Source organism: Kribbella sp. NPDC058693 (assembly GCF_042715335.1).
Taxonomy (GTDB): Bacteria; Actinomycetota; Actinomycetes; order Propionibacteriales; family Kribbellaceae; genus Kribbella; species Kribbella jiaozuonensis.
The window spans coordinates 1-23,013 of sequence record NZ_JBHXSQ010000001.1 but is presented as its reverse complement, the minus strand read 5'-3'; the positions used below and the strand labels follow the sequence as shown (position 1 = coordinate 23,013).

Genomic DNA, 23,013 nt, shown 5'->3' with positions numbered 1-23,013 from the left:
CCCACTCCGCAAACGGGGGTGGGGCCGGTTTGCATTTTCTTCGGTCGAGCGTGTCGAGGATCGTCGGTCGGCTCCGATCCCGGGGTGAGACGCCAGAGGGGGCGTCTCGGAATCCAGGGAGTTGGCGATGACGGAATCTGTAGTGGTTGGGCGGGGGATCGACGAGCTTCGCGAGGTTGCGCTGGGGGAGGTCCTCGTCGACGGGGACGCGGGGTACGCCGAGGCCGGGCGGGTGGTGATGGCCGAGGGACGGCCGAGCGTGGTGGTCCGGTGTGCCGGTGCGGCCGATGTGGTGGCTGCGTTGAGGTACGCCGAGGCGCAGGACCTGCCGGTCGCCGTACGGAGCGGTGGGCACAACGCGGCCGGGTTCGGTACGAATGACGGCGGCGTGGTGATCGACGTACGGCCGATGGATGAGGTCAAGGTGCTGCCGGACGATGTCGTTCGGGTCGGCGTCGGAGCGACCTGGGGCACCGTGGCCGCGCGGCTCACGAAGCTCGGGTTGGCGATCTCGTCGGGGGACACGGCGAGCGTCGGCGTCGGCGGGTTGATGGCCGGCGGCGGCATCGGCTGGATGGTCCGCAAGCACGGGTTGGCGATCGACAACGTGGTGTCGGCCGAGGTGGTCACGGCCGACGGTTCGGTACGCCGGGTCGACGCCGCGAACGAGCCAGAGTTGTTCTGGGGACTGCGCGGCGCGGCGGGCAGTCTAGGCGTCGTCACGTCGTACGACATCACCGCCGTACGTCAGCCGACCGTGCACTTCGGCACGCTGCTGTATCCGTGGACCCAAACTGCAGAGGTGCTCAAGGGCTGGGCGGAGTACGCCGCGCACGCGCCCGTGGAGGTCACGTCGTCGCTGCAACTCGCGCCGACGATGATGGCCGATCGTCAGGTGCCGGTCGCGATCATGGTCTGCGTTGCCGGCGACCCTGCGCTCCTCGAACCGCTGCGCAACCTCGGCACGCTGCTCACCGACAAGGTCGCCGAGGTGCCGTACGCCGAGGTGTTCTCGGACATGTCGATGCCGGCGGAGTGGCGTCCGCGGATCCGCAACGGCTTCTTCGACTCGTGGTCAGCTGAACTCGCCGACCGCCTGCTCGAAGCCCGTCAGCAGATCCCGGCGATGGCGATGGAGATCCGATCACTCGGCGGTTCGTTCGGCGAGATGCCCGCGGACGCGACCGCCTTCGCCCACCGCGACGCACAGTTCATGGTCAACTCTGTCGTGATGGGAACGCCCGACGAACAAGCCGCGCAGGACTTCGACGCCTTCTGGCAGACGCTGCGGCCGAACGGTGCATACGTGAACTTCCTGTCCAACCCGACCGACGCGGACCTCGACAGCTGCTACCCGGAATCACACCGCGCTCGGTTGGCCGCGCTCAAGCAGGCGGTCGATCCGGGGCACGTGTTCCGCAGCGCGTTGAGTGTCGCGCCGCGGCCGGAGTGGACCGGCGGCCGTCGTCACTTGATGAGGTGGGCGATGCGGTCGCGGAGGTAGTTCTGCTCAGCCGTGTTCCGGGTGCGCTCCAGCGCGGCGAGGTAGTTCGACCGGGCCAGGTCCGGGCGACCGGCGAGCTCGTGCAGGTGGGCGAGGACCGACAGCCGGCGATGGTGCTCACCGAGGTACTTGTCGTCGGCCAGCCCTTCGACGATCGCGATGCCCGCGTCCGGACCCTCGGTCATCGCGATCGCGACGGCGGCGCCCAGCGTCACCATCGGACTCGGGTCGACCTTCTCGAGGAGCCGGTACAGGCCGACGATCTGTTCCCAGTCGGTGGTCTCGACCGAGTCGGCCTCGCTGTGCACCGCCGCGATCGCCGCCTCCAGTTGGTACGGGCCGACGGCGCCGGTGCGCAGGGTCTCCTCGACGATGCGAGTGCCCTGGGCGATCTCGTCGGCGTACCAGCGGGACCTGTCCTGCCGATCGGCCGGGATCAGATTGCCACCGGGTCCGGTGCGCGCGTCGCGGCGGGCGTGGGTGAGGGTCATCAGCGCCAGCAGGCCGGCCACCTCGCCCGCCTCGCCCGTGGCCTGACACAGCAGGCGGGTGATCCGGAGTGCCTCCTCGGCGAGATCCACGCGTTGCAACGAATCGCCCGCGCTCGCGGTGTGACCCTCGTTGAAGATCAGATACAGGACCTGCAGTACGGCGGCCAGGCGCTCGTCGTACTCCTCGGCCGTCGGGAGCTCGAACGGGGCGTCCTTGATCAGCCGCTTCGCCCGGCTGATGCGCTGCGCGACGGTGCTCTCGCTGACAAGCAGGGCGGCAGCTACCTCGGCGGTGGTGAGGCCGCCGACCGAGCGCAACGTCAGCGCGATCTGCGACGCCGGAGTCAGCGCCGGGTGACAACACAGCACCAGCAGCCGGATCGTGTCGTCGGCGTCCTCGTGGTACTCGTCGGGGTCGTGCTGGTCGGCCGGCGCCCGCAGGAAGTCGTTCAGCTCGCGCTGCCGCCGCGCGTTGTCACGTCGCCAGCCGTCCATCATCCGGCGCGACGCGACGCTGATCAGCCAGCCGATCGGCTGCTCCGGTACGCCGTTCGCGCCCCACTGCACGAACGCGTCGACGAGCGCCTCCTGTACGGCGTCCTCGCACTGGTCGAACGCGTCGTACCGCCGGACCAGCACCGCCAACGCCCGCGGCGCCGCCGCCCGAATCGCCGCTTCGAGCTCGGACGCCGCAGGACCGGTCACGCTTCGCCGGCTCCCTCGATGAAGGCCAGCTGGGCAACGAACTCGTCGTGGTCCTGGTTGATCTCGCGGAGCTCGACCCGACGGAACTCTGCCAGCGGAATCAACGCCGCGATCTCCAGCGCCCGCTCCACCGACGCGCAGTTCAGGATCATCGCGCCGGCCAGGAACTCCTTCGTCTCCAGCAGCGGACGGTCCGAGATCACCGGCGTACCGGCGACGAGCTGGACGTCCTTCTCCTCGCCCGGGTCGTTGAGCCGGAGAACCGACACCAGCTCACCGCTCGTCAGCAGCTCCCGCGCGGTGGCCGCGATCCCGGCCGGGCCGCCGGACATCTCGAACAGCTGGTGCTCGGTGAACTGCTTGAGTGCCTCGGCGTTGTTGTGGATCAGCAGTAGGAACTTCACCCCGCCATTCTCCCGGATCGAGTGTCATAACTCTCACTGGGCGGTGTAAGGGTTGAGTGGTACTACGCCCTTACCTGATCATCGGGCTCTGTGCCTGATGTTTCGTTGTGGACGTTGTTGTTCCTGGTGATCGCCGCCTTCGCGGCCGGCTGGATCGATGCCGTGGTCGGAGGCGGCGGGTTGTTGCAGTTGCCCGCGATGCTGCTCGGCCTGCCGAACGCGTCGCCGGCGCAGATCCTATCGACCAACAAGATCTCGTCGCTGTGCGGTACGACGACCAGCGCGGTCACGTTCGGCGTGAAGGTCCGGCCCGACAAGAAGACCGTCCTGCCGCTGGCGATCCTGGCCGGGCTCGGCGCGGCGACCGGTGCGTTGGTCGCGACGAAGATCCCGATGTCGTGGTTCAAGCCGATCGTGCTGGTGCTGCTGATCGTGGTCGCGATCTACACCGCGATGAAGCCGTCCCTCGGCGCGCGGACCGCGTTGCGCTTCGACGGCCGCGACCACTACCTCGCGGCGAGCGGCGTCGGCGTACTGATCGGCTTCTACGACGGCGCGGTCGGGCCGGGGACGGGCTCGTTCCTGATCTTCGCCCTGGTCGGGCTGCTCGGCTACAACTTCCTGCAGGCCAGCGCCAAGGCGAAGATCGCCAACGTCGCCACGAACCTCGGCGCGATCCTCGTCTTCGCCCTCCACGGCGCACCCCTGTGGAGACTCGGCCTGATCATGGGCGCGGCCAACATGCTCGGCGGTCTCCTCGGCGCCCGTACTGCGGTCGCTCGCGGCAGCCGCTTCGTCCGGGTCGTCTTCCTGGTTGTTGTCTCTGCTCTGATCGTGCGCCTGGCCTGGGACGTGTTCTAGGGTCTGGGGATGGTGGACTACAACGGTCGGATGGGGAGTGTGTACGTCGCTGGCCGGGGGATCCCGCCGGCCGAGGTGCGGCGGTGGAGCGCGGCGTTCGCGACGTACCTGCCGGAGCGGCGGCCGTTGGACGTGCTCGACCTCGGAAGCGGGACCGGTCGGCTCACCCCGGGGCTGGCTGAGGAGTTCCAGGGGCAGGTGTACGGCGTGGAGCCGTCGGACCGGATGCGTGCGGCGGCCGAACCGCATCCGCGCGTGACCTATCTGAAGGGCAGCGCCGAGCAGATTCCGTTGCCTGAGGCATCGGTTGACGCGGTGCTGATGTTCCTGACGTTCCACCACTGGACCGATCCCGTGCAGGGACTCCGGGAAGTCCGCCGGGTGCTGCGGCCCGGGGGAGTGGGACTGCTGCGGACGCAGTTCTCGGACGTGATGCCGGACCTGTTCTGGTACCGGTACTTTCCGTCTGCGCGCGAGGTCGACGCGACGATGTACGTCTCGGTCGCTGAGGCGCAGGCGCTCGCGGTGGAGGCGGGGCTGACGCCGGGCGAGGACCTCGTACGGATCACCGCCGAGGAGCCGCGGACGTTGCGGGAGACCTACGAGCGGCTCAAGCTGCGGGCGTTGTCGACGTTCGAGTACCTGCCGGAGGAGGAGGTCGAGCCGGGGTTCGAACGGTTCGCGGCGGACGCGGAGCTGGATCCGGACCGGGCTATGCCGGTGTACGACGCGACGATGCTGGTGCTTACGCGTCCCAGCTGACGCGCAGCGCGGACGGCTTGCGGAAGACGAGGCCGCGCGGTGGCGGCGAGTCGTCGGCCAGGCGGAGGCCGGGGAGTCGGAGGGCTGCTTCCAGGGCGGTGAGCGTCTCCAGGCGGGTCAGGTGCATCCCGAGGCAGATGTGCGGGCCGCTGGCGAAGGCGAGGTGGCGGCGGGCGTTGGGTCGGCGTACGTCGTACGTGTCGGGCGACTCGAACACCTCGGGGTCGCGGCCGGCGCCGGCGAGGGAGACGGTGACCATGTCGCCGCGGCGGATCTGCGTGCCGGCGAGCTCGATGTCGCGGGTGGCGTAGCGGTCGACGACGGCGGCGGCCGGTTCGAGGCGGAGTGACTCCTCCATGGCGTTGGGGAGGAGGGACGGGTCGGCGAGGACGAGATCGAGCTGGTCGCGGTTGGTGAGGAGGTGCCAGAGGGCGTTGGTGATCATGCCCTCGGTGGTCTCGATACCGCCGAACATCAGCACGGCCGCGTTGGCGACAACCTCGTCCACACCGAGCCCGGCATGCGCGGCCGCGGCGATCAACGAGTCCGACGAGTCGATGCCCGCGGCAACATGCTTGTGCAGCTCGCCGAAAGCGGCAGCCCCTTCGGCGGTCACGGGATGGCCGGCGGAAACACCGGAGACGGACGCGGAGATCGCCGTGTACCAGTCGAGCACGGTGGAGGCGGACGCCGGCGGAAGCCCGAGCGAGTAGGCAACCACGGCAACCGACAACGGACCCGCGAGTGTCGTCCGAAGGTCCGCGGACGGGTGCGCGGCGCCGGCCGCGCCCGGGGTCTGGCCGGCGTTGCGTCGAGCGGCAGCCATCAGTTCGTCCACGGTCTGTTCGACCGGGGTCGTGAAGCGGCGGCGGGTTTCGGCGAGGGTGAAGGGGGACTCGAAGGGGTCGCGGTGTGCTTTGTGCACCTGGCCGTCGAGGGAGAGCATCGACGGGCCGACTACCTGGGCGGTCGAGAAGCGGGGATCGTCGACGGTGAAGGTGTCCGGGTCGCGCAGGACGGTGAGTGCGAGGGCGCGGGAGGTGACGACCCAGCTGTTCAAGGGCTCGAGCCAGCCGATCGGGCGGATCGCGGCAAGCGTCGGATGCGGGTCGGTTTCGAGTTGCTCAACGGTCACCACGGGACCAGCCTACGGATAGGACCACTAACCCTGCTGGTATTGCTGAGACAGATCGGATATGAACGACTCAGCGGGCCTCCGGGTTACGAATCCTTCAGCATCGCCCTCTAGGGTGTGGGCCATGTCAGACAACCTGGTGCTGCTGCCTGCCGTCGATGTGGCGGACGGGCAGGCGGTTCGGCTGGTGCAGGGTGAGGCCGGGAGCGAGACGTCGTACGGCGATCCGCTGGCTGCTGCGATGGCCTGGCAGGACGCCGGCGCGGAGTGGATCCACCTGGTCGACCTGGACGCCGCGTTCGGCCGTGGCAGCAACCGGGAACTGCTCGCCGAGGTGACCGGCAAGCTGGACGTCCAGGTCGAGCTGTCCGGCGGCATCCGCGACGACGACTCCCTGGAAGCCGCGCTGGCGACGGGCGCGCGACGCGTCAACATCGGCACCGCCGCGCTCGAGGACCCGGAGTGGTGCGACCGGATCATCCAGCAGTACGGCGACCGGATCGCGATCGGCCTCGACGTCCGCGGCCGGACGCTGGCCGCCCGCGGCTGGACCAAGGAAGGCGGCGACCTGTACGAGGTGCTCGACCGGCTGGAAGCGGCCGGCTGCGAGCGCTACGTGGTCACCGACGTCACCAAGGACGGCATGCTCCAGGGCCCGAACCTGGACCTGTACCGCGACCTGTGTGCGCGCACCGACAAGCCGATCATCGCGTCCGGCGGCGTCTCGAGCCTCGACGATCTCAGGGCTCTGAGCACGCTGGTCCCGGACGGCGTGGAAGGCGTGATCGTCGGCAAGGCCCTGTACGCCGGCGCGTTCACCCTGACCGAGGCACTCGAGCTCACGCGTGGAGGCGACAAGTGAGTCTGGCCGACAAGCTCAAGGACAAGAAGGTCCTTGTCACCGGCGTCACCGGCTTCGTCGGTGAGGCGCTGCTGCACCGGATCATCGGCGACCTGCCCGGCACCACCGTGGCCGCGATCATCCGGCCGAAGGGCTCGCTGACCGGCGCCGACCGGATGGCACAGCTGCTCCGCAAGGACATCTTCAAGCCGTTCTACGGCGAGGGCACGGAGTACGCCGACGCCGAGGCACTGTCCGCGGCCCGGATCCACGTGATCGACGGCGACCTGTCCGACGTACCGGAGCTGCCGAAGGATCTCGACATCGTCGTGCACTGCGCCGGCGACGTCAGCTTCGACCCGCCGATCCACGAGGCGTTCACGACCAACGTGCTCGGCACCAAGAGCCTGCTCGAGCGGATCGACGAGAGCCGGCAGGGGACGGACCGCCGGATCCACTACGTCCACATCTCCACCGCCTACACCGCCGGCCGCCGCCGGGGCGCGATCCCCGAGGCGTCGGTCGAGCACCTGGTCGACTGGCGGACCGAGGCCGAGGCCGGGATGGCGATGAAGGCCCGGATCGAGGAGCAGTCCCGGTCCGCGCCGATGCTGGCGAAGTTCCGCAAGGAGGCCGAGAAGCTGCACCGCCGCGCCGGTCACCTGACCGCCGCGGCCGACACCGAGCGGCGCCGGATCGACTGGGTCGCGAAGAAGCTGGTCGAGACCGGCACCGAGCGCGCCCGCAGCCTCGGCTGGACCGACTGCTACACGTTCACCAAGGCACTCGGCGAGCGCGTGGTCGAGGAGTTCGCCGGCAAGCTGCCGACGTCGATCGTCCGCCCGGCCATCATCGAGTCCGCGCTGCAGTCCCCGCACCCGGGCTGGATCGAAGGCTTCAAGATGGCCGAGCCGCTGATCCTGGCGTACGGCCGCGGCGAGCTGCCGGAGTTCCCGGCCAGCCCCGACTCCGTCATCGAGATCATCCCGGTCGACCACGTCGTCGGCGCGATCTGCGCGGTGATGGCGACCGAGCCCGAGCTGAACAAGCCGGAGTACTACCACATCGGCTCCGGCGCCCGGAACCCGTTGACGTTCGAGCAGCTGTACGCCGGCGTCCGTGCGTACTTCTCCAAGCACCCGTTCGACCTGGGCGAGCGCGGCGCGGTCCGGCTGCCGGTCTGGAAGTTCCCCGGCGGCGACTCGGTCGAGACGATGCTGCGGTACGGCGAGAAGGCCCACAAGATCGCGGACCGGATCATCACGACCGTGCCGCGGAGCGAGCGGGTCCGCAAGTACGCGCGCGAGCTCGACGTACAGAAGCGCCGTCTCGACTTCCTCCGCCGCTATATGGATCTGTACTCCGAGTACGCGCAGGCCGAGCTGCAGTTCATCGACGACAACGTGCTCGCGCTGCACAACGCGCTCGAGGGTGACGACAAGGAGAAGTTCGCCTGCGACACCGCGGTCGTCGACTGGCAGTACTACCTGCAGGAGCTGCACTGCCCGAGCGTCACGGAGTCGATGCGCCGGCTGGACGTCGTACGCAAGAAGCGGAACAAGGCGCTCGCCGAGTCCGCCGGCGTACTGAAGAAGGTCGAGCCGTCGTCGGAGTCCAAGGTGATCGCCGCGTTCGACATGGACGGCACGCTGCTGTCGTCGAACGTGATCGAGACCTACCTGTGGATGCGGCTGCCCGAGCTGGACGGTCCGCAGCGGGTCGGCGAGATCGGCGCGATGCTGCGCAAGCTGCCGAAGCTGATCGCGGCCGAGCGCAAGGACCGCGGCACGTTCCTCCGGACGATCTACCGGCGGTACGCCGGTGCGGATCTGGAGGAGCTGAACCAGATCGTCGACGAGATCCTCGCCGAGCACGTGCTCGAACGCCTGAGCGGCGCGGCCGTACGACGGATCCGCGAGCACCGCGCCGCCGGGCACAAGACGATCCTGATCACCGGTGCCGTCCGTCCGCTGACCCGTCCGTTGGAGCCGCTGTTCGACGAGATCGTCGCGGCGGAACTGGCTGTCGACGACCGCGGTCGCTGCACCGGCTTCCTGTCGGGTCCGCCGTTGGTCGGTGAGTCGCGGGCCGCCTGGATCAAGCACCACGCCCGGCAGACCAACATCGACCTCTCCAAGTCGTACGCCTACGCCGACAGCCACTCGGACCTGCCGATGCTGGAGACCGTCGGCAATCCGGTCGCGGTCTCGCCGGACGTGTCGCTGTTCCGGGCCGCCCGGGCCGCGCGCTGGCAGATCGTCGACTGGAAGACCCCGTCCACGTCCTCCCGTCTGGAGCTCCCTGGGGTGAACGCCCGATGATGCTTGCCCTAGAGATGTACCGGTCGCCGGCGAAGTTCCTGGCGGCCAAGGCGGTCGGCGGCCGCATCCCCGGCATCCTGACCGGACCGGCCGCGCCGCTGCGCCTCGTCACGATCAACGAGCCGAAGGCCGAGCGGCCCGGCTGGGCACGGATCCGGCCGATCCTGTCCGGTATCTGCGGCTCCGACCTCGGCATGGTCACCGGCTCGACCAAGCTGTACTTCTCCGCGGTCGTCTCGATGCCGTTCGTCCCCGGTCACGAGATCGTCGGCGAGCTGCTCGACGACTGCGAGGACCTGCCGAAGGGCACCCGGGTCGTGATGGACTCCGTGCTGACCTGCGAAGCGCGCGGCGTCGAGCTGTGCGAGAACTGCGTGACCGGCAACACCAACCGGTGCGACCGGATCACGGTCGGCCATGTCGCGCCGGGTCTGCAGACCGGGTTCTGCCAGGACACCGGCGGCGGCTGGGGAAACCTGCTCGTCGCCCACCGCAGCCAGCTGTACGCCGTACCGGACGGACTGTCCGACGAGCGGGCCGTCCTGGTCGAGCCGCTGTCCGGTGCGGTGCATGCCGCGCTCCGGGCCAAGGTCCAGCCGGGTCAGTCGGTGCTCGTCAGCGGCGCCGGTGCGGTCGGGCTGTTCGCCACGCTCGCACTGCGCGAGCTGACGCAGGCCGGTCGGATCACCGTGGTTGCCAAGCACCCGAAGCAGCGTGAGCTCGCGCGGGCGTTCGGTGCCAGCGATGTGGTCGCCCCCGACGAGGTGTTCCGCGGCGTACGGCGATCGACCGGCGCGTTCCGGCTCAAGCCGGACTTCGGCGCGGGCGAGTTCCTGCTCGGCGGCGTGGACGTCGCGGTCGACGCGGTCGGCAGCAAGGACTCGATCGACACCGTCCTGCGCGTCACCAAGGCCGGCGGCCGGGTGGTGCTGTCCGGGATGCCGGCCAGCGGCGCCGACCTGTCGCCGGTGTGGTTCCGCGAGCTCGAGGTCACCGGCACCTACGCGTCCGCGCGGGAGGAGCCGAACGGCCGCCCGGCGTTCGAGACCGCGCTGGAGCTGGCCGGACGGGCTCCGCTGGACGGGATCGTCGGTGCGCGGTACCCGCTGTACCGGTGGCGCGAGGCGCTGGACCACGCGCATTCGGCCGGCCGACTCGGCACGGTCAAGGTTGCTTTCGATGTGAGGGCCTCATGAGGGCGCTGAACGTACGACGAGAGAGGTTCTGAACATGTCTCGGCCAGGTTTTGTGCTTGAGGTGGACGACCGGACCCCGCCGCTGCTCGTGCACAACGGTGAGGGCTTCCTGCTGGAGCGGTTCCCGCTCGGCACCCGGGTGGTGTACCCGCCGGAGGCGCTGCCGCCGGTGCGGGACGTCGACGAAGCGATCCAGAACGCGCTGCTGAACCCGATCGAGTCCGAGCCGCTGCCCGAGCTGCTGCGCGCCGGCATGCGGCTGACGATCGCGTTCGACGACATCTCGATCCCGCTGCCGCCGATGAAGAAGCCGGACATCCGGCAGCGCATCATCGAGGCCGTGCTGGAGCTGGCCGCGCAGGCCGGTGTCGACGACGTCGAGCTGATCTCGGCGAACGCGCTGCACCGCCGGCTCACCCCGAACGAGCTGCGCGACATCGTCGGCGAGCGCGTGTTCCGCTCGTTCTTCCCCGACGGCAAGCTGTACAACTTCGACGCCGAGGACAGCGCGAACCTGACCCACCTGGGCCAGACCAGGCACGGCGAAGACGTCGAGATCTCCAAGCGGGCGGCCGAGTCCGACTTGCTCGTCTACGTGAACGTGAACCTGGTGGCGATGGACGGCGGCCACAAGTCGACGTCGATCGGCCTGGCGTCGTACAAGTCGCTGAAGCACCACCACAACAGCCACACGATGATCCACTCGCGGTCGTTCATGGACCACAAGCGGTCGAAGATGCACGAGTCGGCCTGGCGGATGGGCGAGATCCTCACCCAGCACGTCAAGGTCTTCCAGATCGAGACCACGCTGAACAACGACATCTTCGGCGGGCCGCTGGAGTTCCTGCAGAAGCGCGAGTGGGAGTGGTCGCTCAAGGACCAGGCCTCGATGCTCGGCACCAAGCGTGCGCTCGCCGCGGCGCCGAGCAAGCTCCGGCACAAGATCTTCACCGACGTCCGCTCGAACTACGGCCTGACCGGTGTGCACGCCGGCAAGATCGAGCCGGTGCACGACAAGACGCTGGAGAACGTCCACCGCCAGCACATGGTCGAGGTACAGGGTCAGTCCGATGTCGCGATCATGGGCGTGCCGTTCATCGGCCCGTACAACGTGAACTCGGTGATGAACCCGATCCTGGCCGCCTGCATGGGCCTGGGCTACTACTTCAACTCGTACCGGGGCAACCCGGTCGTCCGCAAGGACGGCGCGGTGATCCTGTACCACCCGGTCGACTACGAGTTCAGCCAGCTGCACCACCCGTCGTACGTCGACTTCTTCGAGGAAGTGCTTGCCGAGAGCACCGATCCGGCGACGATCGAGGCGAAGTTCGAGAAGCAGTACGCCGAGGACCCGTGGTACATCCACCTGTACCGGACCTCGTACGCGTACCACGGCGTGCACCCGTTCTACATGTGGTACTGGATCTCGCACGCGCTGGACCACTGCGGCGACATCGTCTGGGTCGGGGCGAACCGCAAGACCGTCGAGCGGATGGGCTTCCGGTCCGCGTCGACGCTGTCCGACGCGCTCGAGATGGTCAGCCACTCGGTCGGCCGGTCGCCGTCGATCACGTACCTGCACAACCCGCCGCACCTGCTCGCGGACGTGCGCTGATGGGTACCAGCCTGGTGAAGTTCAGCCGGGACACCGCGCGTGACGTGAAGCAGGTCGCGCGCGGCTGGCGGTGGGGCCGGCGGCCGCAGGTACCGCGGTCGGCCGAGCCGTACGTGATCCCGAAGGAGTCCACGGTCTTCCCGACCAAGTGGGCCCGGACGCCGGCCGCGATCGCGGTCCGCGACCTGATCCAGAAGGGCCCGCTGAACGCGGTCCTGAACTTCGAGGTCAGCCCGCAGGTGAGCGGCCTGGACTCGCTGCTCAAGCTCGACGGGCCGGCGATCATCGTCGCGAACCACTCGTCGCACCTCGACACCCCGTTGCTGCTGCTGTCGCTGCCGGACGCGATGCGCCGCAAGACGGCGTTCGCGGCCGCGGCCGACTACTTCTTCGACACCTGGTGGCGGGCGGCCGGGTCGGCGATCGTGTTCAACACGTTCCCGATCGAGCGCCGCGGCGGCAACCTGAGCTCGACGCCGGGCGACCTGCTCGCCGACGGCTGGAACGTGGTCGTGTTCCCGGAGGGGACGCGGTCGCCGGACGGCTGGATCCAGCGGTTCCGGATGGGCGCGGCATACCTCGCCGTCGAGCACGACGTGCCGGTGATCCCGGTCGGTATCAAGGGCTCGTTCGCCGCGATGCCCCGCGGCCGCGGCTGGCCGGTCCCGGGCCGCCCGGCAGTACACGTCCGGTACGGCGACCCGCTGCGTGCCGCCGAGGGGGAGAGCCCGCGCGACTTCGCGCCCCGGATCGCCGCCGCGGTCTCGGCGTTGCTCGACGAGGAGTCGACCACCTGGTACGAATCCCGTCGCCGCGCCGCCATCGGCGCCTCCCCGTCCCAGACCGGACCCGAGGCTGCCCGCTGGCGCCGCGTTTGGGAGACCACGCGGCCGATGAAGTCCACTGACGGGCGCCGCCGCGCCTGGAAGTAGCTGTCGCTGGAAGGGGCCGCAGGCAACTACTGCCTGCGGCCCCTTTCTAGTGGCCGAGCGTCTTGGCGGCTGCGGCGGCCATCGCCGCGTACCCGGCGTCGTTCGGGTGCAGGTGATCGCCGGAGTCGAGCGCCGGATCGATCCGTTGCTCGTCCGCCGGATCGCCGACGGCCAGGGCGAAGTCGGCGACCGCGTCGTACTGACCTGAGGTTCGGATCCATTGGTTTGCCTGGGTGCGGATCGCTTCGGCCCGCTCGAAGTCGGCCGGCTGCATGTAGTCGGCCTTGAACGGGGTGATGGTGCCGCCGATGATCCGTACTCCGCGGGCGTGCGCGGCGGCGATCATGCTGCGGTAGCCGGCGATCAGCTGGTCCGCCGTGATCCTGGGCGTCTCGCCGCAGCCGAAGTTGAACTCGCTGTCCCAGATGTCGTTCTCGCCCTCCTCGACGATCACCGTGCGGACTCCGGGCTGCCCGAGTGCGTCGCGCCGGAACCTTGTCACGCCGACATCGCCGAAGCAGGGGAGCTGGTGCAGCAGCAGGTTTCCGCTGATGCCGGCATTGGCTACACCGAGCCTCGTCTTCCCGAGTCGTTGCGCCAGGTCGTCGGAGTACCGGTGATCGGCGCTGACGGTGGAGTTGTGCCCATTGGTGATCGAGTCGCCGTAGGCCACGATCGTGCCCGCGGCGCCGGTCACGTCGACACCGGTGAGGTAGTAGAAGGCGTGGCTGGTGGCCGTGCCGGGTGCGTTGTCGTGCAGGTGGTTGCCGGCGGTCGCGGACGTCGTGGTGAGCCCGTCCTCGTGGAACGTCGCCGGGCCGGTCGCGCCGTCGACGTACACCGAGACGACGAGTTGCTCACCGGCAACGGACGGGACTGCGACCGCGTCGGAGGTCGCGGTCCGGCCGGGGGCGATCGTCGTACGGCGTGAGCCGTGGAAGGTGACGTCGGCGCGGGCGACTGTGATGCCCGTGAGCTGGAGCGGCTTGGTGCCGTACAGGTTGGACAGCCGGATCCGCAGGCTCCGGCCGCCGGTGCTGAGGCGGACTGTCTGCCGGATGGTCTGGTGGTCGAACCCGGCCTGGCTCCAGTTGCCGTCGGCGGTGGTAGGGCTTTGCATCGCGCTCGCCCAGGCGGCCGACCAGGCCGTGTCCCGGGGCTGAGCTATCGCCGGCGTGGTGAACATCGCCGCAGCGATCACACCGGCAGCCAGGAACTTCGTGGTGCGCATGTCGATCCTCTCGTTGTGAGAATCGATAGTTTCAGTGACACTAGTGGCAATGCAACTAGTTAATCGGTGACCGCATACCAGCCGACGAGGAGATGGACCGGGACGCCGTCTGGATCGTCGTCCTCGAGGGCGTCGAACTCGGCCTGGAGAGCGAGCAGTCGGCGGCGGAACTCGGCGGCGCGGTCGCGGCTGACGTTGGCGACCATGCCGCGGCCGACCAGTAGGCCTAGTGGCGTTTCCGCCTCGGCGCCGATCGGGACGCGGCCGGCGGTCAGGTTGGTGACCAGTTCGGTGCGGAACTCGCCGAACAGCGCGGACAGCGTGTCGGCGAACTCCGCGGACGCCGCTTCGTTGGTGACCAGGTCGCGGCTGATGGTGAAGTCCAGCTGGGCGGTCTGGTAGCGCTGTTCCTGGATGCCCGACACCAGCCGGGTCTCCGCCACCCGGATCAGCCCGGCGGCCTCGAGTTGCTTGAGGTGGCGGTAGAGCTTCGTCTGCGGTTCGCCGAGAGCGGCCGCGAGCTCCTTGGCCGACATCACCGGTGGCGCCGAGCGGTCGCCGCTCATCAGCAGGCGAAGGATCGCGACCCGGGTCGGGTCCGACAATGCGCGCATAGTCTCGACGTCCGTGATCGCCCGGACCGGCGTCGGTTCCTGCATGGCGACTCCTTCTCGTTTACGTCTTGCGCAACATTCTCACATCTGACAATGTTCACGCCAGCGTGAATAGGAGTCGTAGATGAACAACGAACAGCTGGAGCGTTTCGCCGACCTGGTCGTCCGCGTCGGCGTGAACGTGCAGCCGGGCCAAGGCGTCGTGCTCAACGCCGATATCGCCCAGGCCGAGATCGCCAGGGCAGTGGTCGAGCGCGCGTACGTCGCCGGGGCACGCTGGGTGGAGGTGCTCTGGACCGACGGCCTCGTACGCCGGTCCGACCTGATCCACTCAGACCTGGAGACGCTGTCGGCCGACCGGCCGTGGGCGATGGAGCGCATCCGCGGCTGGGAAGAGGAGGGGATCGCAACGATCGCCTTGACCGGTACGCCGGACTCCGGCCTGTACGCCGGGATCGACCCCGCCCGCGTCGCCGCAGTCCGGAAGCAGGAGATGGCGGCGAGGCAGCAGGCGGTGATGAGCGGACGGTGGCGCTGGACCGTGATCGCCGCGCCGAACGCCGGCTGGGCCACCCAGGTGTACGGCGAACCCGACGTCGACCGCCTCTCGGACGCGGTCGCCCGGGCGATGCGGCTCGACGAGGCGGATCCGGTGGCCGCCTGGCGGGAGCGTTCCGCCGTACTGGCCGAGCGGTGTGCGGCCCTCGACAAGCTGGAGATCACCGAGCTCCACTACACCGGCGAAGGCACCGACCTGACCGTCGGTCTGCTGCCTGACTGTCGTTGGACGGGCGGGTCCGTGACCGACCCGGCGGGTATCCCGTACCTGCCGAACATCCCGACCGAGGAGGTCTTCACCAGCCCCGACCGTCGGCGTGCGGACGGCGTCGCGCGGGTGACCAAGCCGGTCGTCATCGCGGGCCAACTCGTGGAAGGGCTGCAACTCACCTTTAAGGCCGGCAGGATCACCGACGTGGATGCGACGACCGGTGCCGGCCTGGTCCGGGCGCAGCTCGACGTCGACCCCGGCGCCCGCAGCCTCGGCGAGGTCGCCCTGGTCGACAAGGACTCGCGGGTGGCGCAGGCCGGCGTCGTCTTCCACAACACCCTGTTCGACGAGAACGCCGGCAGCCACATCGCCTGGGGACAGAGCTTCCCGTTCGCCGTTGCCGACGGCATGCAGTTGACGCCCGACGAGCGGGCCGAGCTGGGGCTGAACAACGCGACCGTTCACACCGACGTCGTCCTCGGCGGCGACGGGCTGACGATCACCGCCACGACACCCGACGGGCCGGTCGTGTTGCTGCGTGATGACGTCTGGGTCCTGGGAGGCTGACGGTACCCTTTCCGCGTGAGCCTTGCCGTACGAGTTATCCCGTGCCTGGACGTCGACGCCGGCCGTGTCGTGAAGGGCGTGAACTTCGCCGACCTGCGAGACGCCGGCGACCCGGTCGAGATGGCGCAGGTGTACGACGCGGAGGGCGCCGACGAGCTCACGTTCCTCGACATCACCGCGTCGTCGGGTTCCCGCGAGACGACGTACGACGTGGTCGGCCGGACCGCCGAGCAGGTGTTCATCCCGCTCACGGTCGGCGGCGGGGTCCGCGAGGTGACCGACGTGGACCGGCTGCTCCGGGCCGGGGCGGACAAGGTCGGCATCAACACCGGCGCGATCGCCCGGCCCGATGTGATCCGCGAGATCGCGCACCGGTTCGGCAACCAGGTGCTGGTGCTGTCCCTCGACGTACGGCGGTCGGCGGATCAGCCGAGCGGGTTCGAGGTGACGACCCACGGCGGGCGGAAGTCGGCCGGGCTGGATGCGATCGAGTGGGCGCAGCGCGGGTGCGAGCTGGGCGCGGGGGAGATTCTGCTGAACTCGATGGACGCCGACGGGACCAAGCAGGGGTTCGACCTGGAGCTGATCAAGGCCGTGCGCGCGGTCGTCGACGTACCGCTGATCGCCAGCGGGGGAGCGGGGGCGCCGGAGCACTTCCCGCCCGCGGTGCAGGCCGGGGCGGACGCCGTACTCGCGGCCAGCGTGTTCCACTTCGGCGACTTCCGGATCGCGGACGTGAAGAAGGCCCTCCGTGACGCGGGGATCGTGGTCCGATGAGTACGCCGGCGCACGTCGAACGCTCGGAGGAGATGGTCGCCGCCATCGAGCAGGAGCTGTCCGCGCTGTTCCGGCGTTCGCGGTCCGCGTCGCTCCGGCTGGCGCGGCGCGTCCACCCCGAGATGGACGCCGCCGGGTACGCGTTGATCTCCCAGATCGAGATGGGCACCGGCAACGGCGCCGGCGTACGGGCCTCGGATATCGCCGAGGTCCTCGGCCTCGACAAGTCGACCGTCAGTCGCGGCATCACCCAGCTCGAGACCCTCGGCCTGATCGAACGCGTCGGCGACCCGGACGACGGCCGCGCCCGCCTGCTCCGCCTGACGACTACCGGCGCCGAGCGGTACGAGGCGATGCGGACCCAACGCCAGACCGAGTTCCGCGCGATCCTCGACCGCTGGAACCCGACGGACCTCTCCGACCTGGGCCGCCTGCTGGCCCGCCTGAACACCGACCTCGGCTGAGGTCTCACCCCGTGTAACCAGTTATCCACAGCCTGGGCATATGGTTGTGGAAACCAACTATCCGGGTATATAGTTGGGTTATGCAACTAGCTCAGCAACCCCTTGTCCCGGGGGTAGAGCGGGACGTACCTGCGCAGGAGGTCCTCGAAGGGGTCAGTTCGCTGATCCGCGCGGTGCGATGTATCGAACACCGGCACCTGATGCCCGACAGCGGGCTGCGACGGTCCGACGCGAGTGTGCTCAAGATCCTGCACAAGGGCGGCGAGCAGCGCGGCGGAGAGATCGCCGCCAAGCTCGGCGTCGACGCGTCGGTGGTGAGCCGGCAGGTGGCCGCGCTGGAGGCCGACGGACTGGTGAGCCGTCGACCCGACCCGGCCGATGCCCGGGTCGGGCTGGTCAGCCTGGCACCCGCCGGAAAGGCCCAGCTGGAGGCCCTCTACTCGTCCTACACCCAGCACCTTCGTGCGGCCCTGGCCGACCTCGACGACGACGCGCTGCTGACCGCTGCGGAGACCATGCAGCGGATCGCGCACGCCATCACCGAGGTCAACCAGGTCGTGAGGCGCACCCAATCGACTGGAGACTGATGACTGTCACCGAGACCCGGCAGCAGATGCCCGCTGCGCCGGAACTCACCCACCGCGAGATCCTCGAGATCCTGATCGGCCTGCTCGCCGCGCTGTTCACGGCGATGCTGAGTTCGACGATCGTCAGCAATGCCCTGCCGACGATCATCGCCGACCTCGAGGGTTCCCAGACGCAGTACACCTGGGTCCTCACCGCGAGCCTGCTGGCCACCACGGTGTCCACGCCGATCTGGGGCAAGCTCGCTGATCTGGTGAGCAAGAAACTGCTGGTCCAGGTCGCGATCTCGGTCTTCGTGATCGGGTCCGCGCTGGCCGGCCTGTCCCACAGCGTGCCGTTCCTGATCGGCGCCCGCGTCCTGCAGGGCCTCGCGATGGGCGGTCTGATGGCGCTGGCCCAGGCCATCATCGGCGCCGCGATCCCACCCCGGTCGCGCGGCCGGTACTCCGGCTACATGGGTGCCGTGATGGCGGTCGCGACCGTCAGCGGTCCGCTCATCGGCGGTGTCATCGTCGACACCTCGTGGCTCGGCTGGCGCTGGTGTTTCTACGTCTGCGTCCCGCTCGCCGTGGTCAGCCTGGTGATCCTGCAGAAGTACCTGCACCTGCCACTGATCAAGCGTGAGGTCCGGATCGACTACGTCGGTGCTGTCCTGATCAGCATCGCGGCCAGCCTGCCGCTGCTGTGGGTCACCTTCGCCGGTACGGACTTCGCCTGGATGTCGTGGCAGTCCGCACTCTTCGTCGGCGGCACGTTGCTCGTCGGGTTCCTCGCCGTCATGGTCGAGAACCGGGTGAAGGAGCCGCTGGTCCCGCTGAAGGTCGTCCGCGAGCGGACCACCGCGCTGGCGATCGTCGCCAGCCTCGCGGTCGGCGTCGCGATGTTCGGCAGCGCGCTGTTCCTCGGCCAGTACTTCCAGATCGCCCGCGGCTACAGCCCGACCGAGGCCGGCCTGCTGACGATCCCGATGATGCTCGGTTCGTTCGTCGGCTCGGCGGGCTCCGGCCAGCTGATCACCCGCTACGGCAAGTGGAAGCGCTACCTGGTGTCGGGCGGCGTACTGCTGCTCGTCGGTCTGCTGATCCTCGGCACGATCGACCACTCCTCGCCGTACTGGTACGTCGGACTCGGCATGCTGGCGATGGGTCTCGGTATGGGTATGACCATGCAGAACCTGGTCCTCGCCGTACAGAACACCGTGGACGTCCGGGAGATCGGCGCATCGAGTGCGACCGTGGCGTTCTTCCGCAGCCTGGGTGGTGCGGTCGGCGTGTCCGCGCTGGGCGCTGTCCTCGCCGCTCACGTGAAGAGCCTCATCGTGGCCGGCGTGCTCGCCGGTCCGGGCGGTGCCGAGGCGGCGCGCAAGCTGCAGGAGGGTGGATCCGGCAGCACGAGCCTGCTCGACGTCGGTCACCTGCCGCCGCAGCTGGCCGAGCTGGTGCGGCAGTCGTACGGCGACGCGACCGGCCGGATCTTCCTGATCGCGGCGGCGTGTGCAGCGGTTGCCCTGATCGCGGTGATCTTCATCAAGGAGGTCCCGCTGCGCAAGACCGTCAGCAAGGTCGACGACGTCGAGGACCTGGCGGATCGCGCAGTACACGACTAGAGCTCAGGTGGCTCCAGGCCACTCAGTTCGCGGGTGCGGATGATCGGTGAGCCGATCAGCCACAGCACCGAAAGCAGGCCGCCGGCTGCGGAGACGAGGAGGGTTTCGCGGACACCGATCCAGGTGCCGAGGAACCCTCCGACGACCGCGCCGAGCGGCCTGACGCCGTAGTTGATACTGCTGAACGCGCCCGCGACCCGGCTCCGCATGTGGTCGTGGATCACCGCCGCCTGCAACGAGTTCAGCGGTACGTCGAAACACATCACCGCGAACGTCGCGATGAACATGCCGCCTGCCAGGACCGTCGCGCGGACCCACTCCGGCCCCTGGGCCAGAACCGCCAGCGCCATCGAGCCCGGGAAGATCAGGGCCCCGGCCGCGATCACCCGACCGGCCCCGAAGATCTTGCTCAACGGGGCCGCGGCGACCGCGCCGAGCAATCCGCCGGACGAGCCGATACCGAAGGCCAGACCGATCGTGCCGGGCGAGAGCCCGAGATCGCGGCTCGCGAACAGCACCAGCAGTGCCATGCCGATCATGTTGAAGAAGTTGACCGTGGTCGCGCAGCCCAGGCTGCGGCGCAGGTACGGATGCTTGAGCAGGTAGCGCATGCCGGCCCGGGCCCTGGACAGCAACGGCTCCGGCGTCTCGTCGGCCTCGCCGGGAGTCACGTCCAGCCGGCTGATCCGGATCGCGGAGAACACGAACGACAACGCGTCCACGAGGATCGCGACCGGCGCGGTCAGCCACTGCACGAGCGCGCCGCCGACCGCCGGGCCGCCCATGAACGAGATGGACCGGGTCGCCGACAGTTTGCCGTTGGCCTCGAGGTACTGGTCCCGGCCGACCAGTCGGACGAAGAACGACGCGTAGGCGGTGCCGAACACGACACCCGCCGTACCGGCCAGGATCGCGATCGCGTAGAGCTGGCCGAGGGTGAGCAGATCGAGCCAGTACGCCACCGGGATCGTCACCAGCAGAATGGTGCGGGCCACATCGGCGGCGATCATCAGCGGCCGCTTGTCCCGGCGCTGGTCGACCCAGGACCCGATGAACAGGCTGGCCAGACTCGGCAGCCAGACCGCCGCGGTCAGGAAGCCGACCTGGCTGGGGGAGGCGTTCAGCAGGGTGACGGCGATCAGCGGCAACGCGAGCTCGGTGACCCGGTCGCCGAACTCGGAGACAGCCTGCGCGGACCAGAACGTGCGGAACCGGCGGTCACGCCACAGGCTGGTGGCGGAGAGCGTGCTCATTGCGAGTCCGTTGCTTCGGGCAAGGAAATGCGGAGGTAGCGGACCGGATGCGCGTCGGCGGGGGACTCGTTGGCGTCGCGGCGCTGAACGTACGGCGCGAACAGCTGCTCGATCGCGGACCCGATCTCCTCGGCCTCTTCGGGGGTGATCACCAGCAGCGTGTTCGCCGAGCCCGCCAGTCGGCTCCACTCGGGGGCCAGGTGCGGTTCGGTCTCCACGAGCCAGTGCTGAGCCGCTTCGAGTGCCTGGTTCAGCAGCTCGGCTCGCAGCAGGCGCCCGGCCTCGGCGCCTTCCGGGGTGTCCGGCATCGCGTAGCGGAAGCCGTGGGCGACCGCGTTCCACCAGCGCTGCCGGCGGTCCGAGCCGCTCGGCGGCGGGCCGTCGACGACCAGGCCGAAGCTCGCCAGATGCCGCAGGTGCCAGCTCGTCACCGATGGCGAGGCGCCGACATGCTCGGACAGCTGGGTGGCCGTGGCCGGGCCGTTCTTCTGCAGATAGCTGAGCGCAGCGAGCCGGACGGGATGCGCCAACGCGCGCATCGCCTGCGGGTCGGTGATCTCGAAATCGCCATACGGATTTCTGAGAGACATGTTTCGAGAGTAATCTCTCAGATCTCCGGGAGGCAAGCCTCTGTCGCCGGTCCGGGTACGGCGGGACACTGGCAGGGTGGATGACCCGAGGGCGGACCTCGCCGCTCTGTATCGCCAGAGCTGGCCGCGGCTGATCGGCGTACTGGTGTCGATCGGGGCATCGCGCGTGGACGCCGAGCTGGTGGCGCAGGACGCGTACGCGAGGCTGCTCGGTCGGTGGGATGCGATCTGCCGGTACGAGGATCCGGAGGCGTGGGTGCGCGGGGTCGCCGTACGGACGATCGTGGGGCGGTTGCGGCGTCGGGAGGTGGCGGCGCGGGCGCTGGCCAGGCTCGGTGGTGGTGCTCCGAGGCGCGGGCCGGCTGGTGAGGTGGCGGCTGCGCTCGCTGGGATGACGCCTGAGCAGCGCGCGGTCGTCGTACTGCACGAGGTGATGGAGCTGCCGGTCGAGCAGATCGCTCAGGAGCTGGAGCTGCCGGTGGGTGGGGTCAATGCGCGGCTGGCGCGGGCGCGGCGGGCCTTCAAGGTGGCCGAGCATGCGTGACCTGATCGAGTACGTCGACGAGCGGACGCCGGAGGAGGCGCCGCCGTTCGAGGAACTCGAGCGGGCCGCGCGGGATCTGCGGCGGCGACGGTACGTCGTGTCGGCCGCGGTCGTGATGATCGTGATCGTCGCCGGGATCGCCGGCGTTCTGGGCTATCCGCGAGCTGAGACCGAGCCGACTCTCGGGCTTGAGATGCCGAAGTACGCGGTCGACGGGCCGGCGCCGCTGCAGTACAAGCTCGGTACGACGGTCATCCTGCTCCGCGGCGAGATCGCGGTGACGTCGGCGCGGCTGGATCCGGATCATCTCTCGCTGCTGACCGTCGGAGTTGAACCGGACGAGGTCGCGATCGAGCCGTGCCTGCCGAACACGGTGGTGCGGATCCTGTCCCAGGACGGCGGCTCGGTCCGGATCGCGGCGTACCGCTATGGCATCGCGCCGGACCAGAACGAGGGCCACCAGTGCAACAATCCGGGACCGGCTCCGACGAGTCTGCAGCTCGATCTGAAGACTCCGCTCGGGAACCGGACTGTGTATGCCGGGACGATGGGCGAGCGGGTCGTGCTGAAGGGACGCGGGTGCTTCAGGCCGGCTGCATCGTTCTCTGCCAGATGTCGCTGATCAGGTCCGGGCGCATGCCGACGCCGGTGTAGAGGGCGACGGCGGGGGTGGGGTTGCCGGTGTCGACGTGCAGGATCGTGCCGTCGCGCCCGGCCGCCGAGTCGGTGGCGAAGGCGGTCCGCAGGAGGAACTTGGCGAGACCGCGACCACGTGCGGAGGGTATGACGGCGAGGCGGCCGACGTACCCGCAGTTGTCGGTGCTGACGAAGTTGTCGTTGCACTCGGTCACACCGACCGCCTGCCCGTCGATCTCCACGATCGTCACCTGCGACCAGTCGAACGTCGACCGACTCTCCCGCGAAGCCGCCCACTCCTCGAACGGCCGAGGCAACGCATCCGGCTGCTCCGCAAACGCCTCCATCAACACGCCGTGAACCGCCCGCCGCGCCACCTCATCCGGCGCCCCACGCCGAACAACAACCCCCGCAGGCACAACAGGCGCCACCACCGGCCCGTCAAACCCGATCCGCATCCGCTGCACAGACGTGCGGACCACAAACCCCCGCGCAGCAAGCACCCCCGGCAACACCCGATCCTGCCGAATCACCCCCACCCGCAACACAACCTCACGCCGCCCGCCGGCGGCGCCGGCGGGCGGCGGGGAGACGAGGGCGGAGCCTCCCC

23 protein-coding genes are annotated in these 23,013 nt (G+C 69.3%); 15 read left to right on the top strand and 8 right to left on the bottom strand.

What is annotated here, in order from left to right; all coding sequences use genetic code 11:
- The first annotated feature begins 127 nt into the window (after window positions 1-127).
- Window positions 128-1,504 carry an FAD-binding oxidoreductase gene (locus ACFWUU_RS00115; protein WP_380171362.1) on the top strand — a complete coding sequence of 459 codons (1,377 nt, stop codon included), beginning with the start codon at window positions 128-130 and terminating at the stop codon, window positions 1,502-1,504.
- On the opposite strand, the gene ACFWUU_RS00110 is transcribed toward ACFWUU_RS00115, so the two are convergent.
- Both ACFWUU_RS00110 and ACFWUU_RS00105 read right to left on the bottom strand, forming a co-directional pair.
- Window positions 1,468-2,700: an RNA polymerase sigma factor gene (locus tag ACFWUU_RS00110; protein ID WP_380171361.1), complete on the bottom strand. Its 1,233-nt coding sequence runs from the start codon at window positions 2,698-2,700 to the stop codon at window positions 1,468-1,470. The two genes, ACFWUU_RS00115 and ACFWUU_RS00110, sit on opposite strands and share 37 nt — an antisense overlap.
- Window positions 2,697-3,104, bottom strand: a complete 408-nt coding sequence (locus ACFWUU_RS00105) for a YciI family protein (protein WP_380171359.1) — start codon at window positions 3,102-3,104, stop codon at window positions 2,697-2,699. Before ACFWUU_RS00105 ends, ACFWUU_RS00110 begins: the two co-directional genes overlap by 4 nt.
- Before the next feature lie 90 nt (window positions 3,105-3,194).
- On the opposite strand from ACFWUU_RS00105, the gene ACFWUU_RS00100 reads away from it, so the two are divergent.
- Both ACFWUU_RS00100 and ACFWUU_RS00095 read left to right on the top strand, forming a co-directional pair.
- The gene (locus ACFWUU_RS00100) at window positions 3,195-3,965 is read left to right on the top strand and encodes a sulfite exporter TauE/SafE family protein (protein WP_380171357.1); all 771 of its coding nucleotides are present in this window, start codon (window positions 3,195-3,197) and stop codon (window positions 3,963-3,965) included.
- 9 nt (window positions 3,966-3,974) lie between these two features.
- The gene (locus ACFWUU_RS00095; RefSeq protein WP_380171355.1) at window positions 3,975-4,727 is read left to right on the top strand and encodes a class I SAM-dependent methyltransferase; all 753 of its coding nucleotides are present in this window, start codon (window positions 3,975-3,977) and stop codon (window positions 4,725-4,727) included.
- Here ACFWUU_RS00095 and ACFWUU_RS00090 read toward each other — a convergent pair.
- Window positions 4,711-5,865 (bottom strand): cytochrome P450, encoded by a 1,155-nt coding sequence (locus tag ACFWUU_RS00090; RefSeq protein ID WP_380171353.1) that lies wholly within the window; start codon window positions 5,863-5,865, stop codon window positions 4,711-4,713. The genes ACFWUU_RS00095 and ACFWUU_RS00090 overlap by 17 nt on opposite strands.
- 121 nt (window positions 5,866-5,986) lie before the next feature.
- On the opposite strand from ACFWUU_RS00090, the gene priA reads away from it, so the two are divergent.
- The 5 genes from priA to ACFWUU_RS00065 are packed head-to-tail and all read left to right on the top strand — an operon-like array spanning window position 5,987 to window position 12,767.
- Window positions 5,987-6,724, top strand: coding sequence for a bifunctional 1-(5-phosphoribosyl)-5-((5-phosphoribosylamino)methylideneamino)imidazole-4-carboxamide isomerase/phosphoribosylanthranilate isomerase PriA (priA, locus tag ACFWUU_RS00085; protein WP_137254658.1), 738 nt, complete (start codon window positions 5,987-5,989; stop codon window positions 6,722-6,724).
- Window positions 6,721-9,024 (top strand): HAD-IB family hydrolase, encoded by a 2,304-nt coding sequence (locus ACFWUU_RS00080; RefSeq protein WP_380171351.1) that lies wholly within the window; start codon window positions 6,721-6,723, stop codon window positions 9,022-9,024. Before priA ends, ACFWUU_RS00080 begins: the two co-directional genes overlap by 4 nt.
- Complete coding sequence (locus tag ACFWUU_RS00075) at window positions 9,021-10,220, top strand: zinc-binding dehydrogenase (RefSeq protein ID WP_137254660.1); 1,200 nt, start codon at window positions 9,021-9,023, stop codon at window positions 10,218-10,220. The genes ACFWUU_RS00080 and ACFWUU_RS00075 overlap by 4 nt, the downstream gene beginning before the upstream one ends.
- Window positions 10,221-10,254: 34 nt before the next feature.
- Window positions 10,255-11,835, top strand: a complete 1,581-nt coding sequence (locus ACFWUU_RS00070; protein WP_137254661.1) for a lactate racemase domain-containing protein — start codon at window positions 10,255-10,257, stop codon at window positions 11,833-11,835.
- Window positions 11,835-12,767 carry a lysophospholipid acyltransferase family protein gene (locus tag ACFWUU_RS00065; RefSeq protein WP_137254662.1) on the top strand — a complete coding sequence of 311 codons (933 nt, stop codon included), beginning with the start codon at window positions 11,835-11,837 and terminating at the stop codon, window positions 12,765-12,767. Before ACFWUU_RS00070 ends, ACFWUU_RS00065 begins: the two co-directional genes overlap by 1 nt.
- Before the next feature lie 46 nt (window positions 12,768-12,813).
- On the opposite strand, the gene ACFWUU_RS00060 is transcribed toward ACFWUU_RS00065, so the two are convergent.
- Together ACFWUU_RS00060 and ACFWUU_RS00055 are read right to left on the bottom strand one after the other, a co-directional pair.
- Window positions 12,814-13,998, bottom strand: a complete 1,185-nt coding sequence (locus tag ACFWUU_RS00060) for an SGNH/GDSL hydrolase family protein (protein WP_380171349.1) — start codon at window positions 13,996-13,998, stop codon at window positions 12,814-12,816.
- 59 nt (window positions 13,999-14,057) lie between these two features.
- Window positions 14,058-14,657, bottom strand: coding sequence for an ArsR/SmtB family transcription factor (locus ACFWUU_RS00055; RefSeq protein ID WP_380171347.1), 600 nt, complete (start codon window positions 14,655-14,657; stop codon window positions 14,058-14,060).
- 79 nt (window positions 14,658-14,736) lie between these two features.
- Between ACFWUU_RS00055 and ACFWUU_RS00050 the strand changes: the two genes are divergently transcribed.
- The 5 genes from ACFWUU_RS00050 to ACFWUU_RS00030 all read left to right on the top strand — a co-directional run bounded on the left by ACFWUU_RS00050 (window position 14,737) and on the right by ACFWUU_RS00030 (window position 19,380).
- Entirely contained in the window at window positions 14,737-15,948 is a 1,212-nt protein-coding gene (locus ACFWUU_RS00050; RefSeq protein WP_380171345.1) for an aminopeptidase, read from the top strand.
- A 15-nt stretch (window positions 15,949-15,963) separates the two neighbouring features.
- A complete protein-coding gene (gene hisF, locus ACFWUU_RS00045; RefSeq protein WP_380171343.1) occupies window positions 15,964-16,725 on the top strand; it encodes an imidazole glycerol phosphate synthase subunit HisF in 762 nt (253 codons plus the stop codon).
- Entirely contained in the window at window positions 16,722-17,189 is a 468-nt protein-coding gene (locus ACFWUU_RS00040) for a MarR family winged helix-turn-helix transcriptional regulator (RefSeq protein WP_137254667.1), read from the top strand. The genes hisF and ACFWUU_RS00040 overlap by 4 nt, the downstream gene beginning before the upstream one ends.
- Before the next feature lie 80 nt (window positions 17,190-17,269).
- Window positions 17,270-17,776, top strand: coding sequence for a MarR family winged helix-turn-helix transcriptional regulator (locus ACFWUU_RS00035; protein WP_350863084.1), 507 nt, complete (start codon window positions 17,270-17,272; stop codon window positions 17,774-17,776).
- The gene (locus ACFWUU_RS00030) at window positions 17,776-19,380 is read left to right on the top strand and encodes an MDR family MFS transporter (RefSeq protein WP_137254669.1); all 1,605 of its coding nucleotides are present in this window, start codon (window positions 17,776-17,778) and stop codon (window positions 19,378-19,380) included. Before ACFWUU_RS00035 ends, ACFWUU_RS00030 begins: the two co-directional genes overlap by 1 nt.
- Here ACFWUU_RS00030 and ACFWUU_RS00025 read toward each other — a convergent pair.
- The gene (locus ACFWUU_RS00025; RefSeq protein ID WP_380171341.1) at window positions 19,377-20,633 is read right to left on the bottom strand and encodes an MFS transporter; all 1,257 of its coding nucleotides are present in this window, start codon (window positions 20,631-20,633) and stop codon (window positions 19,377-19,379) included. The genes ACFWUU_RS00030 and ACFWUU_RS00025 overlap by 4 nt on opposite strands.
- Window positions 20,630-21,223, bottom strand: coding sequence for an ArsR/SmtB family transcription factor (locus tag ACFWUU_RS00020; RefSeq protein ID WP_380171339.1), 594 nt, complete (start codon window positions 21,221-21,223; stop codon window positions 20,630-20,632). The genes ACFWUU_RS00025 and ACFWUU_RS00020 overlap by 4 nt, the downstream gene beginning before the upstream one ends.
- A gap of 76 nt (window positions 21,224-21,299) precedes the next feature.
- Between ACFWUU_RS00020 and ACFWUU_RS00015 the strand changes: the two genes are divergently transcribed.
- Complete coding sequence (locus tag ACFWUU_RS00015; RefSeq protein WP_380171337.1) at window positions 21,300-21,767, top strand: sigma factor-like helix-turn-helix DNA-binding protein; 468 nt, start codon at window positions 21,300-21,302, stop codon at window positions 21,765-21,767.
- On the top strand, window positions 21,760-22,389 hold the full coding sequence (locus ACFWUU_RS00010) for a hypothetical protein (RefSeq protein WP_380171335.1): 630 nt from the start codon (window positions 21,760-21,762) through the stop codon (window positions 22,387-22,389). Before ACFWUU_RS00015 ends, ACFWUU_RS00010 begins: the two co-directional genes overlap by 8 nt.
- Here the strand turns inward: ACFWUU_RS00010 and ACFWUU_RS00005 are convergent.
- A partial coding sequence (locus ACFWUU_RS00005; RefSeq protein ID WP_380171333.1) for a GNAT family N-acetyltransferase occupies window positions 22,352-23,013 on the bottom strand: 662 nt, incomplete at its 5' end. The two genes, ACFWUU_RS00010 and ACFWUU_RS00005, sit on opposite strands and share 38 nt — an antisense overlap.

Coding starts and splice junctions, on each gene's coding strand:
- ACFWUU_RS00115 (WP_380171362.1), top strand. CDS start 128: ATGACGGAATCTGTAGTGGTTGGGCGGGGGATCGACGAGCTTCGCGAG.
- ACFWUU_RS00095 (WP_380171355.1), top strand. CDS start 3,975: ATGGTGGACTACAACGGTCGGATGGGGAGTGTGTACGTCGCTGGCCGG.
- priA (WP_137254658.1), top strand. CDS start 5,987: ATGTCAGACAACCTGGTGCTGCTGCCTGCCGTCGATGTGGCGGACGGG.
- ACFWUU_RS00075 (WP_137254660.1), top strand. CDS start 9,021: ATGATGCTTGCCCTAGAGATGTACCGGTCGCCGGCGAAGTTCCTGGCG.
- ACFWUU_RS00070 (WP_137254661.1), top strand. CDS start 10,255: ATGTCTCGGCCAGGTTTTGTGCTTGAGGTGGACGACCGGACCCCGCCG.
- ACFWUU_RS00065 (WP_137254662.1), top strand. CDS start 11,835: ATGGGTACCAGCCTGGTGAAGTTCAGCCGGGACACCGCGCGTGACGTG.
- ACFWUU_RS00060 (WP_380171349.1), bottom strand. CDS start 13,998: ATGCGCACCACGAAGTTCCTGGCTGCCGGTGTGATCGCTGCGGCGATG.
- ACFWUU_RS00055 (WP_380171347.1), bottom strand. CDS start 14,657: ATGCAGGAACCGACGCCGGTCCGGGCGATCACGGACGTCGAGACTATG.
- ACFWUU_RS00050 (WP_380171345.1), top strand. CDS start 14,737: ATGAACAACGAACAGCTGGAGCGTTTCGCCGACCTGGTCGTCCGCGTC.
- ACFWUU_RS00040 (WP_137254667.1), top strand. CDS start 16,722: ATGAGTACGCCGGCGCACGTCGAACGCTCGGAGGAGATGGTCGCCGCC.
- ACFWUU_RS00035 (WP_350863084.1), top strand. CDS start 17,270: ATGCAACTAGCTCAGCAACCCCTTGTCCCGGGGGTAGAGCGGGACGTA.
- ACFWUU_RS00030 (WP_137254669.1), top strand. CDS start 17,776: ATGACTGTCACCGAGACCCGGCAGCAGATGCCCGCTGCGCCGGAACTC.
- ACFWUU_RS00025 (WP_380171341.1), bottom strand. CDS start 20,633: ATGAGCACGCTCTCCGCCACCAGCCTGTGGCGTGACCGCCGGTTCCGC.
- ACFWUU_RS00020 (WP_380171339.1), bottom strand. CDS start 21,223: ATGTCTCTCAGAAATCCGTATGGCGATTTCGAGATCACCGACCCGCAG.
- ACFWUU_RS00010 (WP_380171335.1), top strand. CDS start 21,760: ATGCGTGACCTGATCGAGTACGTCGACGAGCGGACGCCGGAGGAGGCG.